Annotated in this window: 15 protein-coding genes; 6 read left to right on the top strand and 9 right to left on the bottom strand. The window is 59.2% G+C overall.

What is annotated here, in order from left to right; translation table 11 throughout:
- The first annotated feature begins 39 nt into the window (after window positions 1–39).
- The 3 genes from pyc to HGP17_RS21420 all read left to right on the top strand — a co-directional run bounded on the left by pyc (window position 40) and on the right by HGP17_RS21420 (window position 4951).
- The gene (gene pyc, locus HGP17_RS21430) at window positions 40–3501 is read left to right on the top strand and encodes a pyruvate carboxylase (protein WP_168812464.1); all 3462 of its coding nucleotides are present in this window, start codon (window positions 40–42) and stop codon (window positions 3499–3501) included.
- Between the two features lie 74 nt (window positions 3502–3575).
- Window positions 3576–4397, top strand: coding sequence for an MBL fold metallo-hydrolase (locus HGP17_RS21425; protein ID WP_168812463.1), 822 nt, complete (start codon window positions 3576–3578; stop codon window positions 4395–4397).
- Between the two features lie 104 nt (window positions 4398–4501).
- Window positions 4502–4951 carry a GNAT family N-acetyltransferase gene (locus HGP17_RS21420; RefSeq protein ID WP_348648978.1) on the top strand — a complete coding sequence of 150 codons (450 nt, stop codon included), beginning with the start codon at window positions 4502–4504 and terminating at the stop codon, window positions 4949–4951.
- A gap of 6 nt (window positions 4952–4957) precedes the next feature.
- Here the strand turns inward: HGP17_RS21420 and HGP17_RS21415 are convergent, their stop codons facing one another.
- From HGP17_RS21415 to HGP17_RS21385, 7 genes are all read right to left on the bottom strand, one after another.
- Window positions 4958–6202, bottom strand: coding sequence for an MFS transporter (locus tag HGP17_RS21415; RefSeq protein WP_168812461.1), 1245 nt, complete (start codon window positions 6200–6202; stop codon window positions 4958–4960).
- A gap of 330 nt (window positions 6203–6532) precedes the next feature.
- Window positions 6533–7294, bottom strand: coding sequence for an amino acid ABC transporter ATP-binding protein (locus tag HGP17_RS21410; RefSeq protein WP_168812460.1), 762 nt, complete (start codon window positions 7292–7294; stop codon window positions 6533–6535).
- Complete coding sequence (locus tag HGP17_RS21405) at window positions 7291–7971, bottom strand: amino acid ABC transporter permease (protein ID WP_168812459.1); 681 nt, start codon at window positions 7969–7971, stop codon at window positions 7291–7293. Before HGP17_RS21405 ends, HGP17_RS21410 begins: the two co-directional genes overlap by 4 nt.
- Window positions 7972–8059: 88 nt before the next feature.
- Entirely contained in the window at window positions 8060–8833 is a 774-nt protein-coding gene (locus tag HGP17_RS21400; protein ID WP_168812458.1) for an amino acid ABC transporter substrate-binding protein, read from the bottom strand.
- A 430-nt stretch (window positions 8834–9263) separates the two neighbouring features.
- Complete coding sequence (locus HGP17_RS21395; protein WP_168812457.1) at window positions 9264–10196, bottom strand: reverse transcriptase domain-containing protein; 933 nt, start codon at window positions 10194–10196, stop codon at window positions 9264–9266.
- 176 nt (window positions 10197–10372) lie between these two features.
- The gene (locus tag HGP17_RS21390; RefSeq protein WP_168812456.1) at window positions 10373–11215 is read right to left on the bottom strand and encodes a retron St85 family effector protein; all 843 of its coding nucleotides are present in this window, start codon (window positions 11213–11215) and stop codon (window positions 10373–10375) included.
- Window positions 11216–11587: 372 nt separating this feature from the next.
- Window positions 11588–12460: a DMT family transporter gene (locus HGP17_RS21385; RefSeq protein WP_168812455.1), complete on the bottom strand. Its 873-nt coding sequence runs from the start codon at window positions 12458–12460 to the stop codon at window positions 11588–11590.
- Window positions 12461–12714: 254 nt separating this feature from the next.
- Here HGP17_RS21385 and HGP17_RS21380 point away from each other — a divergent pair, with 254 nt between their 5' ends.
- Window positions 12715–13914 carry an MFS transporter gene (locus HGP17_RS21380; protein WP_168812454.1) on the top strand — a complete coding sequence of 400 codons (1200 nt, stop codon included), beginning with the start codon at window positions 12715–12717 and terminating at the stop codon, window positions 13912–13914.
- A gap of 126 nt (window positions 13915–14040) precedes the next feature.
- The gene (gene ispG / locus HGP17_RS21375; protein ID WP_168812453.1) at window positions 14041–15294 is read left to right on the top strand and encodes a flavodoxin-dependent (E)-4-hydroxy-3-methylbut-2-enyl-diphosphate synthase; all 1254 of its coding nucleotides are present in this window, start codon (window positions 14041–14043) and stop codon (window positions 15292–15294) included.
- A 19-nt stretch (window positions 15295–15313) separates the two neighbouring features.
- On the opposite strand, the gene HGP17_RS21370 is transcribed toward ispG, so the two are convergent.
- Together HGP17_RS21370 and HGP17_RS21365 are read right to left on the bottom strand one after the other, a co-directional pair.
- Window positions 15314–15955, bottom strand: coding sequence for a LysE family translocator (locus HGP17_RS21370; protein ID WP_168812452.1), 642 nt, complete (start codon window positions 15953–15955; stop codon window positions 15314–15316).
- Window positions 15956–16113: 158 nt separating this feature from the next.
- Window positions 16114–16725: a TetR/AcrR family transcriptional regulator gene (locus HGP17_RS21365; protein WP_168812451.1), complete on the bottom strand. Its 612-nt coding sequence runs from the start codon at window positions 16723–16725 to the stop codon at window positions 16114–16116.
- Between the two features lie 92 nt (window positions 16726–16817).
- On the opposite strand from HGP17_RS21365, the gene HGP17_RS21360 reads away from it, so the two are divergent.
- Window positions 16818–17846, top strand: a complete 1029-nt coding sequence (locus HGP17_RS21360) for an NAD-dependent epimerase/dehydratase family protein (protein ID WP_168812450.1) — start codon at window positions 16818–16820, stop codon at window positions 17844–17846.
- Window positions 17847–17861 lie beyond the last annotated feature (15 nt).

Below are 17861 nucleotides of genomic sequence, written 5' to 3'. Positions count from 1 at the left end.
TGCAGCATTGCCCGTTTTCGATGTCGTGAGGAGAGCGCATTGCCTATTTCCAAGATCCTGGTCGCCAACCGTTCCGAAATCGCTATCCGCGTGTTCCGCGCCGCTAACGAGCTTGGCATAAAAACGGTCGCCATCTGGGCCGAGGAAGACAAACTTGCGCTCCATCGGTTCAAGGCCGACGAAAGCTACCAGGTCGGTCGCGGCCCGCATCTCGCCCGCGATCTCGGACCGATCGAGAGCTACCTCTCGATCGAGGAAGTTATCCGCGTCGCCAAGCTTTCGGGTGCGGATGCCATCCATCCGGGTTACGGCCTCCTGTCGGAAAGCCCGGAGTTCGTGGATGCCTGCGATGCCGCCGGCATCATCTTCATCGGCCCGCGCGCCGATACGATGCGCCAACTCGGCAACAAGGTTGCCGCGCGCAATCTGGCGGTCTCGGTCGGTGTTCCCGTCGTTCCGGCCACCGAGCCGTTGCCTGAGGATATGAAGGAAGTTGCCCGCATGGCCGAGGAAATCGGCTACCCGGTGATGCTCAAGGCATCCTGGGGCGGTGGTGGCCGCGGTATGCGCGTCATTCGCTCCGAGGCCGATCTCGCCAAGGAGGTGACGGAAGCCAAGCGCGAGGCGAAGGCCGCTTTCGGCAAGGACGAGGTCTATCTCGAAAAGCTGGTCGAGCGCGCGCGCCACGTCGAAAGCCAGATCCTCGGTGATACGCATGGCAATGTCGTGCATCTGTTTGAGCGCGACTGTTCAGTTCAGCGCCGTAACCAGAAAGTCGTCGAGCGCGCTCCGGCGCCTTATCTCAGCGATGCGCAGCGCCAGGAGCTGGCCGCCTATTCGCTGAAGATCGCGGAAGCCACGAATTATGTCGGCGCCGGCACCGTCGAATATCTGATGGATGCCGATACCGGCAAATTCTACTTTATCGAAGTCAATCCGCGCATCCAGGTCGAGCACACGGTGACGGAGGTCGTCACCGGCATCGATATCGTCAAGGCACAGATCCACATTCTCGACGGCTTTGCCATCGGCACGCCGGAATCGGGCGTTCCGAAGCAGGCGGACATCCGCCTCAACGGCCATGCGCTGCAGTGCCGCGTGACGACGGAAGATCCGGAACACAACTTCATCCCGGATTATGGCCGCATCACCGCCTATCGCTCGGCTTCGGGCTTCGGCATCCGTCTCGACGGTGGCACCTCCTATTCGGGCGCGATCATCACCCGCTACTACGATCCGCTGCTGGTCAAGGTGACGGCCTGGGCGCCGAACCCGCAGGAAGCGATTTCGCGCATGCACCGCGCTCTGCGCGAATTCCGTATCCGCGGCGTCGCCACCAACCTGACCTTCCTGGAAGCGATCATCACGCATCCGAAATTCCGCGACAACAGCTATACGACGCGTTTCATCGACACGACGCCGGAGCTGTTCCAGCAGGTCAAGCGCCAGGATCGTGCGACGAAGCTTCTGACCTATCTTGCCGACGTCACGGTCAACGGCCATCCTGAAACACGCGGTCGCCCGGAACCCTCGTCGAAGGCGGCCGATCCGGTACGGCCCTACATCGACAGCAATATTCCTTATGGCACCAAGCAGTTGCTCGACAAGCTCGGCCCGCAGAAGTTCGCCGAATGGATGCGCAACGAGAAGCGTGTTCTGATGACAGACACAACCATGCGCGACGGCCATCAATCGCTGCTGGCGACGCGCATGCGCACCTATGACATCGCCGGCATCGCCGGAACCTATGCGCGCGCGCTGCCGCAACTGCTCTCGCTGGAATGCTGGGGCGGTGCGACGTTCGACGTTTCCATGCGCTTCTTGACGGAAGATCCTTGGGAGCGCCTGTCGCTGATCCGCGAGGGCGCGCCGAACCTCCTGCTGCAGATGCTGCTGCGCGGCGCCAACGGCGTCGGCTACACGAACTATCCCGATAATGTCGTGAAGCACTTCGTGCGCCAGGCCGCCAAGGGCGGCGTCGATCTCTTCCGCGTTTTCGACTGCCTGAACTGGGTCGAGAACATGCGCGTGTCGATGGATGCCGTCGCCGAAGAGAACAAGCTTTGCGAAGCGGCGATCTGCTATACGGGCGACATTCTCAACTCCGCACGCCCGAAATACGATCTGAAGTATTATACGGATCTCGCCGTCGAGCTGGAAAAGGCCGGCGCCCATATTATCGCGCTGAAGGACATGGCCGGCTTGCTGAAGCCGGCTGCGGCCAAGGTGCTGTTCAAGGCGTTGCGCGAGGCGACCGGACTGCCGATCCACTTCCACACGCATGACACGTCGGGCATTGCAGCGGCGACCGTGCTCGCGGCTGTCGATGCCGGCGTCGATGCCGTCGATGCCGCTATGGATGCGCTCTCCGGCAATACGTCGCAGCCCTGCCTCGGCTCCATCGTCGAAGCGCTGAAGGGCACCGAGCGCGATCCGGGCCTCGATCCCGAATGGATCCGCCGCATCTCCTTCTACTGGGAAGCGGTGCGTCACCAGTACGCCGCCTTCGAAAGCGATCTCAAGGGACCGGCGTCGGAAGTCTATCTGCACGAAATGCCGGGCGGTCAGTTCACCAATCTCAAGGAACAGGCTCGTTCGCTTGGTCTTGAGACCCGCTGGCACCAGGTGGCGCAGGCCTATGCCGACGCCAACCAGATGTTCGGCGACATCGTCAAGGTGACGCCGTCCTCCAAGGTGGTCGGTGACATGGCGCTGATGATGGTGAGCCAGGATCTCACGGTTGCCGACGTCGAAAACCCGGCGAAGGACATCGCTTTCCCGGATTCGGTTGTTTCCATGCTGAAGGGCGATCTCGGCCAGCCGCCGGCCGGATGGCCGGAAGCTCTGCAGAAGAAGGCGCTGAAGGGCGACAAGCCCTATGTCGTCCGTCCGGGCTCGCTGCTCGCCGAAGCCGATCTCGATGCCGAGCGCAAGGCGATCGAAACCAAGCTGGAGCGTCAGGTCGACGATTTCGAGTTCGCATCCTATCTGATGTATCCGAAGGTCTTCACCGACTATGCGCTGGCGGCCGACACCTACGGTCCGGTTTCCGTGCTGCCGACGCCGGCTTACTTCTACGGCCTCAAGGAAGGTGACGAGCTGTTTGCCGAAATCGAGAAGGGCAAGACGCTCGTGATCGTCAATCAGGCGATGACGGCAACCGATGACAAGGGCATGGTGACCGTGTTCTTCGAACTCAACGGCCAGCCGCGCCGCATCAAGGTGCCGGATCGCGCTCACGGTGCTTCCGGCAGCGCGGTTCGCCGCAAGGCCGAAACCGGCAACGCCGCCCATGTCGGCGCGCCGATGCCGGGCGTCATTTCCACCGTCTTCGTTTCGTCCGGACAGGCGATCAAGGCCGGCGACGTGCTCGTGTCGATCGAAGCCATGAAGATGGAAACGGCGCTGCACGCCGAAAAGGACGGCACCATCTCCGAGGTGCTGGTGCGCGCCGGCGATCAGATCGATGCGAAGGATCTGCTCGTCGTCTACGGCGCCTAAACGTCCATAGAGATACGAAAAGGGCCGGCTTTAATCCGGCCCTTTTTATTCAGCTTTTCAAGCGGACGCGTTCCATGACCGATCGTTCCCGACATATCGGACCATACGATATTACCCTGCTGCTCGACGGGCTCTTCCAGGCTTCGGCGGAGATCTTGATTCACGCCGATGGCGATGCAGCGCGCCGACGGGCGATCGAAGCGTGGGGGAAGCCAACGCTGCAGTTTGATGTGAACTGCTTTCTTCTGCGCGGGCCTTCCGGTCTGATCCTCGTCGATGCGGGGACAGGTTCTTCCTGGGGCTCGAAACTCGGTCATGTGCGATCGGCGTTGCACGAAGCGGGAATCGCGGCGGGCGAAATCCAGAGCATTCTGCTCACGCATCCCCACGGCGATCACGCCCTTGGCCTTTTCGACGACGAAGCGCCCTATTTTCCGCATGCCGAGGTGTTCATCCCGGAGCTGGATCTCTCCCATTTCACCGATGCGGCTGCGCGTGAGGCGATGCCGGAACCACGACGCGGTGGTTTCAAGGTGACGGAGCAGTTGCTGCGGGTTTATGGATCTCGCCTACGGCCGATCGGGACAGGCGAGGTGCTGCCCGGTATCGAGGCGCGTCCGCTGCCGGGACACACGCCCGGTCACACCGGGTATCTCATTCGTGGCGATGACACGTCGCTGCTGCTCTGGGGCGACGCTTTGCATCTTGGGACGCTGCAGCCTGGCGATCCGAAGATCGGCGTGGCTTATGATCTCGACCCGGCATTGGCGGTCAGAACGCGACAGGCCGTTTTGGAGGATGCCGCTCGTGAAGGCTGGATCGTCGCCGGCAGCCATATTACCAGCTTCGGGCGCGTGCAGGAGGTTTCCGGCGGCTACCGGATTATGCCTGCGTGAACGATGATATCGACAAGAGGTCTAGCTTGTAACGGCCGTCGACGACGACAGTGCGGAATGCCGCAACTGACGTCAGGAACTATGGAAGTGGAGGAGTGACGGGAGTGATTTCCTTGCGAGCGGCGAGCGATGCCGATGTCGATGCCATCAGAGCATTGACGCGCGAAGCCTATGGCAAATGGGTGCCTTTGATCGGACGTGAGCCGCTGCCGATGATGGCTGACTATACCGAGGCGGTGCGCAAGCATCGCATCGATCTGCTGGAGACGGGTGGCGAGCTTGTGGCCCTGATCGAGATGGTCCCGGGCGAGGATCATCTGCTGATTGAGAATGTCGCGGTGTCGCCACGGCATCAGGGACAGGGCATCGGCAAGACGCTGCTGGCCCATGCTGAGCAGGTCGCGGCCATGCTCGGTCTGAGCGAACTCAGGCTCTACACCAACAAACGCTTTGCTGAAAACGTGCAGCTCTATCTCAGATACGGCTATGCGATCGACCGTGAGGAGCCGTTGAAGGACGGTTTCCTCGTGCACATGAGCAAGCGCATCGGATAGGCCCGACTAGGTCCGCTTCTCGATCATGGCCGCCCACACCGCGGTCATGAGCGCAAGTAATGCGGAGACGAGCATCAAGGCGAAGAGCGTGTGGATCGTCGCCGATTGCGCCAGAAATATCCCGCCGATAGAGCCGATGACTGCGCCACCGGCAATTCGAAGTGCTGCGGCGAGACCCGCGGCCGTGCCGACAAGATCGGATCTCACCGACATCGCGCCGCTATTGGCCGCTGGCATGGTCAGGCCATTGCCGATGCCGATGAAGATGCAGGGGCCGAACAGCGCCAAAACCTGGGTCGTTCCCGACAATGACAAAGCAAAGCCGATTGCGAGACCGATGCAGGTAAGCAGTCGGGCAACGACGAGGATCGTGCCAAGCGGGACTCTTGCTCCATAGCGCCCCGCCAGAAAGCTGCCGAGAATGAAGCCGGCGGGAACCAAGCCCATGTAAAAGCCGAGAAGGGCGCTGGAGCCGCCGAGCGCATCGCCTATCGTAAGCGGCGCTCCGCCGAGGAAGACATAGAGAACGCCCATAGAGCAGGCCATGCAGAGCGTGTACGCCCAGAACCGCGCCGAGCAAAGCAGCAGCCCATAGGCGGAAAGATAGTTCCTCCGCCCTTCGAAGGGTGGCGCTTTCGATCCTCTGAGCTCGCGCATGGAGAGGAGAAAAGCGGCAACGCCGAGACCGGCAAGGACGACGAAGCTTGCCTGCCAGCCGAAGACCTCATCCAGGGAGCCACCGAACAACGGTCCGACCATGGGGGCGAGCGCCCATCCCATGGCGAGATAGCCGAACTTGCTGGCCGCCTCGCGCTCACTGGCATTTTCCTTGATGATGACGAGAGCGACCGAATAGCACGGCCCGATACACGCCTGCATCGAACGGAAGACGAGAAAGGTGCCGATATCGGGCGCAAAAACGCAGCCGATCGATGCGACGATGAAGATGCCGAGCGCCGTCAGCACCACAGGCCTGCGGCCGAACCGATCCGATATCGCGCCGCCGATAGCTTCCAGGAATGCGGTGACGACGGAAAAGCCGGCGACCGAGAGATTGACCAAGGCGAAATCGGCATGGAACGCCGCCGATATCTTCGGCAGGGATGGCAGGATCATATTCACGGGCAGCACGGCCAATGCCGAGAGCAGGATGAGGGTCGTCAGCCGCGGCGGTGTGGCGGCTCTTTCTTTGATCGTATTGTTCGTTGCCTGTGTGGCTGAATGGTCGATGCAGCTATTGGTGCGCGTCATGGCCTTGTCCGTCGTTGGGTGGGGAAGATCGAGGAAGACCTGACGAGGCTAGGCCCGGATTCCGGGCAATAAAAAAGGCCCCGTCAGGAGCCTGCTTACCGCGCATGGGTGCTTTCGCCGGATGGTTACACCATCCTGCCCATGCGCCTTCCTACCACTACGAGAACGAGTGCCGTGTTCATGCCATTAGAGCTAGTTGGAAAGTTGCGTTCGGTCAATGCGCGTTTTATCGGCATGCAGCAGAGCCGCCTGCCCGCATTTTTACGGTCAATCGGCTAGAAACGCGTCGCGATCTCCAGGCTTCGCTTCCGACGCTTTATGCGACATGCGTCAGATGTCGTAGCTGTGACCGGCATTCAGCGTCGAAATGAAGCGCTTGGTGCGCTCCTGGGTCGGCGCGCTGAAGACGTTGCGGGAAGATCCGGTCTCGACGATGTTGCCAGCCTCGAGGAAGACGACGTTGTTGGCGATCTTCGAGGCAAGGCGCAGGTCGTGCGTCGCCATGACCATGGTCGTGCCTTCGTTGGCGAGCTTGCCAAGCACGTCGACGACTTCGGCGGCGAGTTCCGGATCGAGCGCCGAAGTCGGCTCGTCACAAAGCAGAACGCGCGGCGAAGGTGCAAGCGCCCGGGCGATGGCAACGCGTTGCTGCTGGCCTCCCGACAGGGTCGAGGGCCACGCATCGATCTTGTGCGCCATGCCGACTTTGGTCAAAAGCTCGACGGCGCGGGCGCGTGCCTTCTCGGCCGGCCAGCGCAACACGGTCGTTAGGCCCTCCATGACGTTCTGAATAGCGGTCTGATGTGGAAAGAGCTGGAAATTCTGGAAGACCATGCCGGTCTGCCGGCGGATCTTTTGGATCTCCTGCCATGCCGGCTTCTTGCCCGGCTGGAAAGTCGCCGTTTCCTCGCCGATGCGGATCGTTCCCGCGGTCGGGATCTCCAGCAGGTTGATGCAGCGCAGCAGCGTGCTCTTGCCGCCGCCCGAGGGGCCGACAAGCGCCGTCACCGTGCCCTCGGGAATGGTGAGGCTGATGTCCTTCAGGATGACATTATCGCCGAAATGCTTTTCGATATGCGAGAGCTCGATCATGACTGTGCCTCCAGCGTGCCGCCGGAGCGGGCGAAACGGCGTTCGAGGTGGCCCTGCAGCGTCGACAGGAAAGTACTGAGCACCAGATAGATGATGGCGGCCTCGATATAGAGGATCAACGGCTCATAGGTGGTCGCGACGATGCGCTGTGCTGCCTGGAACAGCTCCGGCACGGTGATGGCGGCAGCAAGCGAAGTATCCTTCACCAGCGAGATGAAGGTGTTGGACAGCGGCGGCACGGCGACGCGGGCGGCCTGCGGCAGGATGGTGCGGCTCATGGCCTGGCGCCAGGTCATGCCGATGGAATAGGCGGCCTCCCACTGGCCCTTCGGCACGGAGGAAATGACGGCGCGGATAATTTCGGACGTGTAAGCGCCGACGCTCAGCGTGAAGCCGATGATGGCGGCCGGAAAGGCGTCGAGCAGGATGCCGAGGCTCGGCAGGCCGTAGAAGATAACGAAGAGCTGCACCAGGAGCGGCGTGCCACGAATGACCCAGACGTAAAAGCGCGCGACGGCTACCAGCGGCGGCGGACCGAACAGCCTGACGACGGCGGTGAGCAGGCCGAGCAGGAGGCCGAGGACGAAGGTAATCAAGGTGAGCGGGATGGTGAAGACGAGCCCCGCCCAAAGCAGCGTGCCCAGAGACTCCCACATCAATTGCAACCAGTGCTCCACGCAGAAGCGCCCTTTCGATAAGAGAATGCGTCCGGAGATGACCCCGGACGCATCTTTTTCACAGTTTTATGTCGCTGCCTATGCCTACTTACTTTGAAACGTCCTGTCCGAAGTACTTCTTCGAGATCTTGTCATAGGTGCCGTCGGCCTTGATATCGGCGATCGCCTTGTTGATGGCGGCCAGCAGCTCCGGTTCACCCTTGCGGATGATGGCGCCGGAATAATCGGCATTGGCCTGCTGGGCGACGATCTTCACCGGCGCGTCGGGCTTGTGCTTCTTGAAATCGAGGAAGGAGAGGCTGTCGTTGATCGTGGCGTCGGCGCGGCCGGTCAGCACCAGCTGGATCGACTGGTCGAAGCCGTCGGTGCCGACGAGCTCGGCGCCGGACTCGGTTGCGAGCTTGCCGAAATTGCTGGTCAGCGACTGCGCGGACTTCTTGCCCTTGAGATCGGCGAAATCCTTGATGTCGGTATTGCTGTCCTTGACGATCAGCACGGCCTTGGAGGCGATATAGGGATCGGAGAAGTCGTACTTCTGCTTGCGGGCGTCGGTGATACCGACTTCGTTGATAACGGTGTCGTAGCGGTTGGCGTCGAGGCCGGCGATCAGGCCGTCCCACTTGCCTTCGAGGAACTGCGCCTTGACGCCGAGCTTGGCGGCGATCGCCTCGGCGATCTCGACATCGAAGCCGGTGAGCTTGTTGTCCGCGTCATGGTAGGTGAAGGGCGCATAGGTGCCTTCCGTGCCGACCTTCAGCACGCCGGCGGCCTGGATCGCCTTGAGGTTGTCGCCGGCATGGGCGGGAAGCAGGAAGGCAGCCTGCACGAGGGCGGCGGCGGCAACAGTCTTCAACCAGTTCATCGTTTTCTTCCGTTTCTGGAGCGGTTTCATTCAATGTCGCATACATCGCAGAAAAATTGCATCGCGGAAGCGTAGAAAACTGCGCGATAAAAGGGCAATTGTGAATATTTTTCTCAAAAAGTGGGGGAGGGGTGGTGAGTTTGGCATGAAGACAAGACCGCAGCGGGCGCCGCTGCTGTACTTTGCTGTGTTCGCAAACCAGCGAAACTTGCGCCTTCGGCCCGAAGCGGACATCTGAGGTAGCAAGCAGACGGGTGGCTTCGCGCCTTCATTTCGGTCGTTCGCCAAGTTGCAGGCGGTTTTGAAAAGCTGCCTTTTATTGCTAGTAGATCGAACGAGAAAATTGGGTGAAGGCAGAATTCCGCCGAGGTATATGCTAATCGCAGAAAAGACCTTTTATGTTACAAGATCGCAGCTGGATTTCCGTTCACTACTGGCTCTGATAGGAGGCGTGAATTCTTAAACGGGCTTCATTGTTAAGAATCGCTCGGTACTGAATATAAGTGTCATCTCGGCCATAAACACACTTGTACCACTCAGCAATACCCCGCAGCCGGTCTCTGTTTTCGTGTGCCCAATGGATGTTCCTTGATGCTTTGAAAAACATAGACCGGTAAATATGGCGCTGACTTCCCGGTATCTTTGGCTTCTCGCCATGTGTCAGAAGCCCCAGAGTAGTTCGCGGCAACCCTTTTGGATGATACCTAGTTTTTCCCTCGTTAACCGCAAAGCCGCCATCTTTGATGATTTTCATGATGTAAGAGGCAAGCTTCGGATGATTGAAGTTCTTCTCCTTATGGAAGAACATATCGTCGCTATATCTTAGGTAACTTAATTCCCATGTAGCGGCCAATTTTTTTAAACGGAGGTCGATGCCTCTCATGATCAGATTGGATATTGAAGGGCTTGTAGGAGCGCTTTGAGCCAAGCGATCACCAAACGTGGTTAATCTAGCAAGTATAAAAGAAGCTTGGCCTGTAAAGCCCATAGACCTAAAGAGACCTAAAACTCGCTTGAAGGTGATGGACGGAAAGAAATTTTCAATATCGACCTTTAGAACAGCGCGGCCGGGGCAAAATTCTCTGGCGGCCGTCAGAATTGATCGAGCGGCTATATATGAATGCACACACTCATCAATAGAGAACTCAGAAAGGATTTTCTTGTTAATTGCTCTCTGAACCCCTTTCAACTCCGATATTGGGATGTCCAATTTTCGTAATTTACTTGGATCAGAGTTTTTCGGTATCTCAATAGAGACGTAGCATCTTTCAGGCTCTTCAACCAAATAGAAGATATGCTGCGGAGCGAACCCCAAGTAATTAGCGATAGACGCCAAGTCCTTGCAGTCGTCCGCAGCACCCATTCCTACTTCTTCTCTCTCTCGATGCCAGGCAATAAATTGCAAAAGAGAAAGGCCTCTTTTCTATTTATTGCATGGCAGGCTTCTGCGTACTTCGCGTGCCCGCAACGATGACATTGCGTCTCCCCTTACAGGGAATTGCTAGGAATGTGCAGACATTACTTTAGCGGTGTGCGACGTCAAGCTGCTGCAAGCCTCTTTGACCGAGTTTTGCTGATCGCCGTAGTGCTAAAAGGTTCCAAAAGGTCATCCACGAAGCCGTTCACTGAACGATAGCGACCTGAGCCAACTTTTTTGATCTTGCCGGCGTTGTAGAGACCATGCAGGGCCGAGTTCAATTGATCTGGGTGAAGCCCAGAAGAAAGCAGAAGATCGGCGTAACTTGGCCTATCCTCCGTCAAAATGGCAATCAATGTGGCTGCCATCTGGTATTGGTCGCGAATTGGCTTAATGTAAGATGAATAATCTGAAGGTATTTGCTGGTATCTAAGCATCGTATTTTTCAGATAATCGAAACGCTTCAAATATTGCGCGTACTTAAAAAACGTAAGTGGGTATCTGACGCGATCCAACATTTCGCTTTCGTTCTCTGCGTCAAAGTAAATAACACTGTTTGGATTAAGGCGGGTGAGCAAGCTTAACGGCCCCCTCGAAATGTAGCTTTCCGCGCGATAGAACCTTCCTGACAGCAAAACAACCAGTCGCTCTCTGATTCCGGAAAGCTGTGTGAAAGTCCCGAGTTCCGCAATAGAGCCGGGGGATTCAAGAATCAGCAGCGTAAAGTCGACGTCATGAGCAAACCGAACCTCGAGCGTTTGCAGGTCTGTTGACTGCTTCCTATAGCTGCTTTGGCTCTCAATCTCTTCTCCGTAAAGTGCTTTCACATTCGGTATTTTTTGAAGCGCGTCGCGAGCCATATCTCGAACAGCTATCCCAACTGAAGAATAGCCGGGGCCACAAACAAACACCCGAGAAGACACATTTTGCGCGGCCGTTTTGAGAAGGGTTGGCTGAATTATCAAATTTCTTCTCCGGTCAGTTCGTAGCTCCAGGATATAAGAAAGTTTAAGAATGACCACCCGGATGTTACGAGACAATGAGGCCGGTTCAAAATGCTTCGTAAACTTCGTTTCGTACGGGTCGAGCGGCAGCCATCGGACGCAATCCTATCACCGACTGACTTGCATGAATGTCCGCTGCGGCGATCCGCCGTCTGAAGCTTGACAGTCCGCTTTGGGCCACAAATCGGGACCATACGTCGCCTTAAACGAATGTCCGCTGATGGCGCGAGGTTACCGTTCCACCGGGACGGAAATTGCTATCGAACCGCGAGCACGGCTGATCGATAACGACAGCACGTAACGCGACCGACAATCACCGTCCAGCGCTCAGCCTCAAGCGGTGGCGGCCCGCCGCTTCAACCGCTCGCTAATGATAATAATGAACCCGGCGCTCAGGATCAAAATAGCGCCGATAAATGTGTTGGCGCCGGGGATGTCGCCCCAGATCAGGTAGCCGAGCAGGAAGGCCCAGACGAGCGAGGTGTATTCGAACGGCGCCAGCACCGAGACGGGGGCCTGGCGCATGCCTTCGAAGAGGGCGAGCTGGCCGGCGCCGGCGATGATGCCGGTCAGTACAAGCAGCACGACCTGAAAGAGCGTCGGCGTCTGCCAATGGGCGATTGCCATGCCGGCGGTCAGGATGATGAACATGACGTTGGAGACGGCCATCTGGATATGGCTCTTCTCGTGCAGCGCCGTCTTGCGCAGCAGCACCATGCCGCTTGCCCAGAGGACGGCCGCCTGCAGCGCCAGATAGACCGGCCAGGAGATCGACAGGCCGACGGGATTGGAGGCGATCACCACGCCGCAAAAGCCGACGCCGACCGCCATCCAGCGGGTAAAGGTAACCTTTTCGCGCAGGACGATGGTCGCGAGAATCGTGCCGACGATCGGGGCTGCGTAATAAAGCGTCGTCACTTCCGCAAGCTGCAGATATGAGGCGGCCGAATAATAGGAAATCCAGGCGATCAGGATGATGATGCTTCGCAGAATCATCGGCTTCAGGATCGGCGAGCGCGCCACTTTGTGAACGAGTGAAGGCCCTTCGAAGACGAAGCATCCGGCGAGGATGGTGCAGCTTCGGATGAACAGTACTTGCCAGACCGGGATCGAGGCGACGAGCAGCTTCACCGCCGAATCGTGGGCGGTAAACAGCATGTAGGCAAACACCGTAAGCAGGATGCCATAGCTGATTGGGTTTTTCACGGAAGCACCAAAGGGATGGCCCGACTCGGGCCTGCTGAAGATTGTTTCAGGTCTAAAGCGATAGGAGCCTGTTTTTTCGCCGTCAATAGGACTTTTCATCGTGGCACACGGGTCACGAATTATTTATTCGGGGTTGTGGCGTCTTTGCCTCCGCTTTAACAGACAGAGACGAAATGTGACCGTTTCCACCTGTTTCGGTCGTTGAGATTTCAATCGATTTAAATAGACTGCGGCACGGAATCGGAGGAGCTTTTATGGGCGAGATGATCAGAACGGAGGGGCTTGAGGCGCGAAGGAGCGGGTTTTTCACGAAATCGCGCGCCGCTGTCTCGCTGTTGTTCTTGCTGAACGGCTTTACGGTGGGTTGCTGGGCGCCGAAGATTCCGGAATTTGCCGAGCGGCTGCATTTGTCGAAATTCGAGCTTGGCCTGATGATCCTCGTTTTCGGTGTCGGTTCGCTCGTCATGATGCCGCTGGCCGGCGCCCAGATCGCGGCGCGGGGATCGCGCGTCGTCGTGCGTGTTTTTGCGGTGTTGCTGTTGCCGATGATCCTGGCGCTGACGCTGGCGCCGAATGTCTTGACCGCGGCGATTGCCCTCTTCCTTTTCGGTGGTTTCATCGGCGCTATGGATGTGGCGATGAACGCCAATGCGGTCTCGGTCGAAAAATCCATGCGCCGGGCAATCATGTCGTCCTGTCATGCCTTCTGGAGCCTTGGCGGCCTGCTCGGTTCGGCGATCGGCGGCCTGCTGATTTCGCGCTGGGGCGTTCTCGGCCATGCCGAGGTGTCTACCGCCCTTGGCGTCCTTTTTCTCGTCGTCGCGTGGCCGATGGTCCTCGGCGATCAACCGCATCCCGACGATGCGCGGCCGAAGGCGAAGCTGCCGATGATCCCGCTGCCGTGGCTGCTCGGCATGGTCGCATTGTTCTGCATGGTGCCGGAAGGCGCGGTGCTCGATTGGAGCGCCCTCTATCTCGGCCAGGAAAAGGGCGCGTCCGTTGCGCTCTCAGGCTTTGGCTTTGCCGCCTTCTCCGCTACCATGGCGACAATGCGCTTTGCCGGCGATTTCGTGCGCGATTGGCTTGGCGCCATCAAGACGCTGCGCGTCTGCACGGTCTTTGCCATCGTCGGCATGCTGACCGCCGCACTTGCGCCGAATGCGGAAATCGCCATTCTCGGATTTGCGCTCTGCGGTATCGGTATTTCCAACATGGTGCCGATCGCCTTTTCTGCAGCCGGCAATATCCCCGGTTTGCAACCCGGTATCGGCATCTCGGTTGTCACCACCATGGGCTACTCCGGCATGCTGGTCGCGCCGTCCGCGATCGGCTTTGCCGCCGAGCATGTCGGCTTCTCACCGGTCCTGATGGCGCTGCCGGTGCTGCTGCTCGTGGTGCTGGCCTTCTCGTCGCTGGCGCGCTACGCTGACGGCATCGGAGAGAGCTCGCATTAATTTCGTCGCTTTTGCCCGATAGCGGATGGCTTCGTCCGATCAAAAGAGATTGTCGCCGCGGTTGACAACGACCGTTTCGTGATCCACCTGAAAGGCATCCATTTCCGAGGCCTGCGAGAGCTTTCCATGTCGTCCGTCACCGATTTCGATCCGAAACCGCGCCGTTCCTCCGTTGCCGTCGATGTTGGCGGCGTGATTGTCGGCGGCGGTGCGCCCGTGGTCGTGCAGTCCATGACCAATACCGACACGGCCGATATCGATTCGACCGTCGCCCAGGTCGCCGCCCTTTATAAATCCGGTTCCGAGCTGGTGCGCATCACCGTCGACCGCGATGAAAGCGCTGCCGCCGTGCCGAAGATTCGCGAACGGTTGCTGCGCCTCGGCATGGATGTGCCGCTGATCGGCGATTTTCATTATATCGGCCACAAGCTGCTTGCCGATCATCCTGCCTGCGCCGAGGCGCTGGCGAAATACCGCATCAATCCCGGCAATGTCGGCTTCAAGGACAAGAAGGACAAGCAGTTCGCCGAAATCATCGAGATGGCGATCCGCTACGACAAGCCGGTGCGCATCGGCGTCAACTGGGGTTCGCTCGATCAGGACCTCCTGACCGCGCTGATGGACAAGAATGCCGCCGAAGGTTCGCCGCTGTCGGCCCGGCAGGTGACGCGGGAGACGATCGTGCAGTCGGCGCTGATCTCCGCCAGCCTTGCAGAGGAAATCGGCCTGCCGCGCAACCGCATCATCCTGTCGGCCAAGGTCAGCCAGGTGCAGGATCTGATCGCCGTCTATTCCATGCTGTCGGAGCGTTCCGACCATGCGCTGCATCTCGGCCTGACCGAAGCCGGCATGGGTTCCAAGGGCATCGTCGCCTCGTCCGCCGCCATGGGTTATGTGCTGCAGCACGGTATCGGCGACACGATCCGCGTTTCCTTGACGCCGGAGCCAAACGGCGACCGCACCCGCGAAGTGCAGGTGGCGCAGGAACTGTTGCAGGTCATGGGTTTCCGCCAGTTCATCCCCGTCGTCGCCGCTTGTCCCGGCTGCGGCCGTACGACGTCGACGGTCTTCCAGGAACTGGCGCAGAACATCCAGAACGACATCCGCAAGAACATGCCGGTCTGGCGCGAGAAATATCCGGGCGTCGAGGCGCTGAACGTGGCCGTCATGGGCTGCATCGTCAACGGCCCGGGCGAAAGCAAGCATGCCGATATCGGTATTTCGCTGCCCGGCACCGGCGAGACGCCGGCCGCCCCTGTCTTCATCGACGGCCAGAAGGCCATGACGCTGCGCGGCCCGAATATCGCGTCGGATTTCGAAGCGCTGGTTGCCGACTACATCGAGAAGCGGTTCGGCCAGAAGAACGTCGCGGCGGAGTGATCCGCCGCTCTGATTGGGTTCAGAGACTGCCGGTCAGCAGCTTGATGCCGGCAAAGCAGTAGAAGCCGGCCATGGCGCCCTCGATCCAGCGACGCGCATTGCGGTATATCCGCAGCGCATGCGGCGTCGAAAACAGCGCCGAATAGCCCATGAACACCAGAAAACCCGTCGCGCAGCAGACGACGATGATCAGCGCTGCGACAGACGCGGGCGCACCCTGCGGCATGCCGAGCGCGATGATGGCCAGCCAGGCGAAAATTGCCTTCGGGTTGGTGACGTGGATGCCATAGCCGCGCAGAACCAGCGACTTGAACGTCGGTACCTTCGTTTCGCTGGTTGCGGTCGGCAGGTCGCCGTTGGAGCGCACGGCGCGGAATGCCTTATAGGCCAGATAAAGCAGATAGAGGCCGCCGAAGATTTTCAGAACTTCCAGCGCCATCGCATAGGTCTGCAGCAACGTGGCAAGGCCGGCTGCGGCGGCAATCGCCCATGTCAACGATCCCCCGAAAATGCCGAGCGAGATGGTCATCCCGGCCTTGCGGCCATGGGTCATCGAGGTGCCGATGATGGCCATGATGGCCGGACCGGGGCTGACGACGGCAACGATATAGGCGATGTAGGCCGGCAGGATCTGCGGCAGATAGGCGAGGGCTTCGCGCATGGAGAATAACTTTCCGGGGCATTCGTCGACGCGGATAATTCCACGGCTGCGAACCAATTCAGCTTGCGAACTTGTCATAACGTACGGCGAAAATCACCCGTCGACGCATGGATTCTTGTGATGGTGACATTCCATCGCTGAATGGATCGCCGCAGCGATTAGCCAAGTTTTGCCGTTTCTTCGGCATCCATAAGTTGGCGCACGATCGGCTCCAGGATTGCCTGCAATTCCGCGGATGCCTCCGCGTTCATGGCCGTGAGGCCTATCATCTGCCGCATGATCTGTACGCCAGCGACCAGCGATAGAAGAACTGCTGCCCGTTGCGGCGCCGCCTTGCCTGACAGGGCGGCCGTGATGTTACGCTGATTTTGCTTTTCGACGACCTTTCGGCCGATTTCGAGAGCGGCGTCGCTCGAGGCTGAGCGCAGCATGATCATGAAGCCATCCAGAGCCGTCGCGTTGGGCGCCGTCACCTCCAGCAACATTCTTGCGACAATCCTTGCCCTGTCGGGCGAGCGAAGATTGTCGCTTGTGGCGATGATGGGGTTTTCATTGGCCCGCTCGAGCACCTCGGCGAACAACTCTTCCTTTGAGCCGAAGTAGCGATTGATGAGCATGGCGGTAACGCCGGCGCCTTTTGCAATCTCGCGAACGCCGGCTCCCTCGTAGCCTGAGCGGATGAAGGCAAGCCTTGCAGATTCAAGAATAGCGGCGCGCGTGGCGGCTGCGTTGCGCGGTCGGGGTGTGTCCTCGGATCCATGTATTTCCATCCAAATATACCGCCGTAGACTTATCTTGTTTCCTAATGTATACGCTTGTATACTAATGGTCAATAAACGGCCTGTACGGCCTTGGAGATTCGATGAAAGAGACAGTTCTCGTTACCGGCGGCACAGGCTTTGTCGCTGGATGGTGCATCGCCGCCCTGCTTCAGCGCGGCTACCTCGTGCGCACGACTGTGCGCGATCTATCAAAAGAACCCGCAGCGCGTGCCGCGATCGCTTCCATCGTGAAGGATACGTCCAACCTGTCCTTCCATGCCGCCGAACTTCTGGACGATAGAGGATGGGCCGAGGCGATGGCAGGCTGCGATTATGTGCTCCATGTCGCCTCGCCGTTAAGCAATGCTCCAGCCGGCGATCGTGAGGCCTTTGTTCGCCCTGCGCGTCAGGGCACGCTGCGGGTCCTGAAGGCTGCTGTCGATGCGAGAGTCAAGCGGGTGGTGATGACTTCGGCGGCCGCCACCGCTCGTCCGCCGCTGGAACTCAATCTCGTCAGCGACGAGACGATGTGGGCCGATCCGCACGATCCTCAGTTCGATATCTATCGTGTGTCGAAGATTCTGGCAGAGCGTGCGGCGTGGGAGTTCATGGAAGCCAATGGCGGCGCGACGGAATTTTCGACCGTGCTGCCGGGCGCGGTCTTTGGCCCGCTGCTGACGGCCGGCAATCTGGGCTCGGTGCGCATCATTCGTGACCTGCTGCTTGGCAAACCCAAATTCCTGCCACGGCTTGGCTTCTGGGTGGTCGACGTTCGCGATATTGCCGATATGCATGTGCAGGCGATGATCTCGCCGGATGCCGCTGGCCAGCGTTTCATCGTCGCCGGCGAGTTTTTGTGGCTCGAGGAGATCGCGAAAGCCTTACGACAAGGCTTGGGCGCGCGCGGAGCCAAAGCCCCGATACGGCGCATGCCGAGCATTCTCGTGCGGCTTCTTGCGCCGTTCCTCAGGGATCTGCGGCCGCTGGTGCCGCTTATCGGCAGAAAGTTCGGTTTGACGTCGCAGAAGGCGCGCAAGCTGCTCGGTTTCTCGCCGCGTCCCTCGTCACTGACGATCACCGATTGCGGAAAGAGCCTGTTCGACCACGATCTCGTCCGCAACAAACCGTAACCGGTTTGCCTGAAG

The sequence above is a fragment of the Rhizobium sp. P38BS-XIX genome, from assembly GCF_012641435.1.
In the GTDB taxonomy this organism is placed as follows: domain Bacteria; phylum Pseudomonadota; class Alphaproteobacteria; order Rhizobiales; family Rhizobiaceae; genus Rhizobium.
The sequence above is the reverse complement of the archived record's forward strand: the minus strand, read 5'-3'. Positions and strand labels throughout refer to the sequence as shown.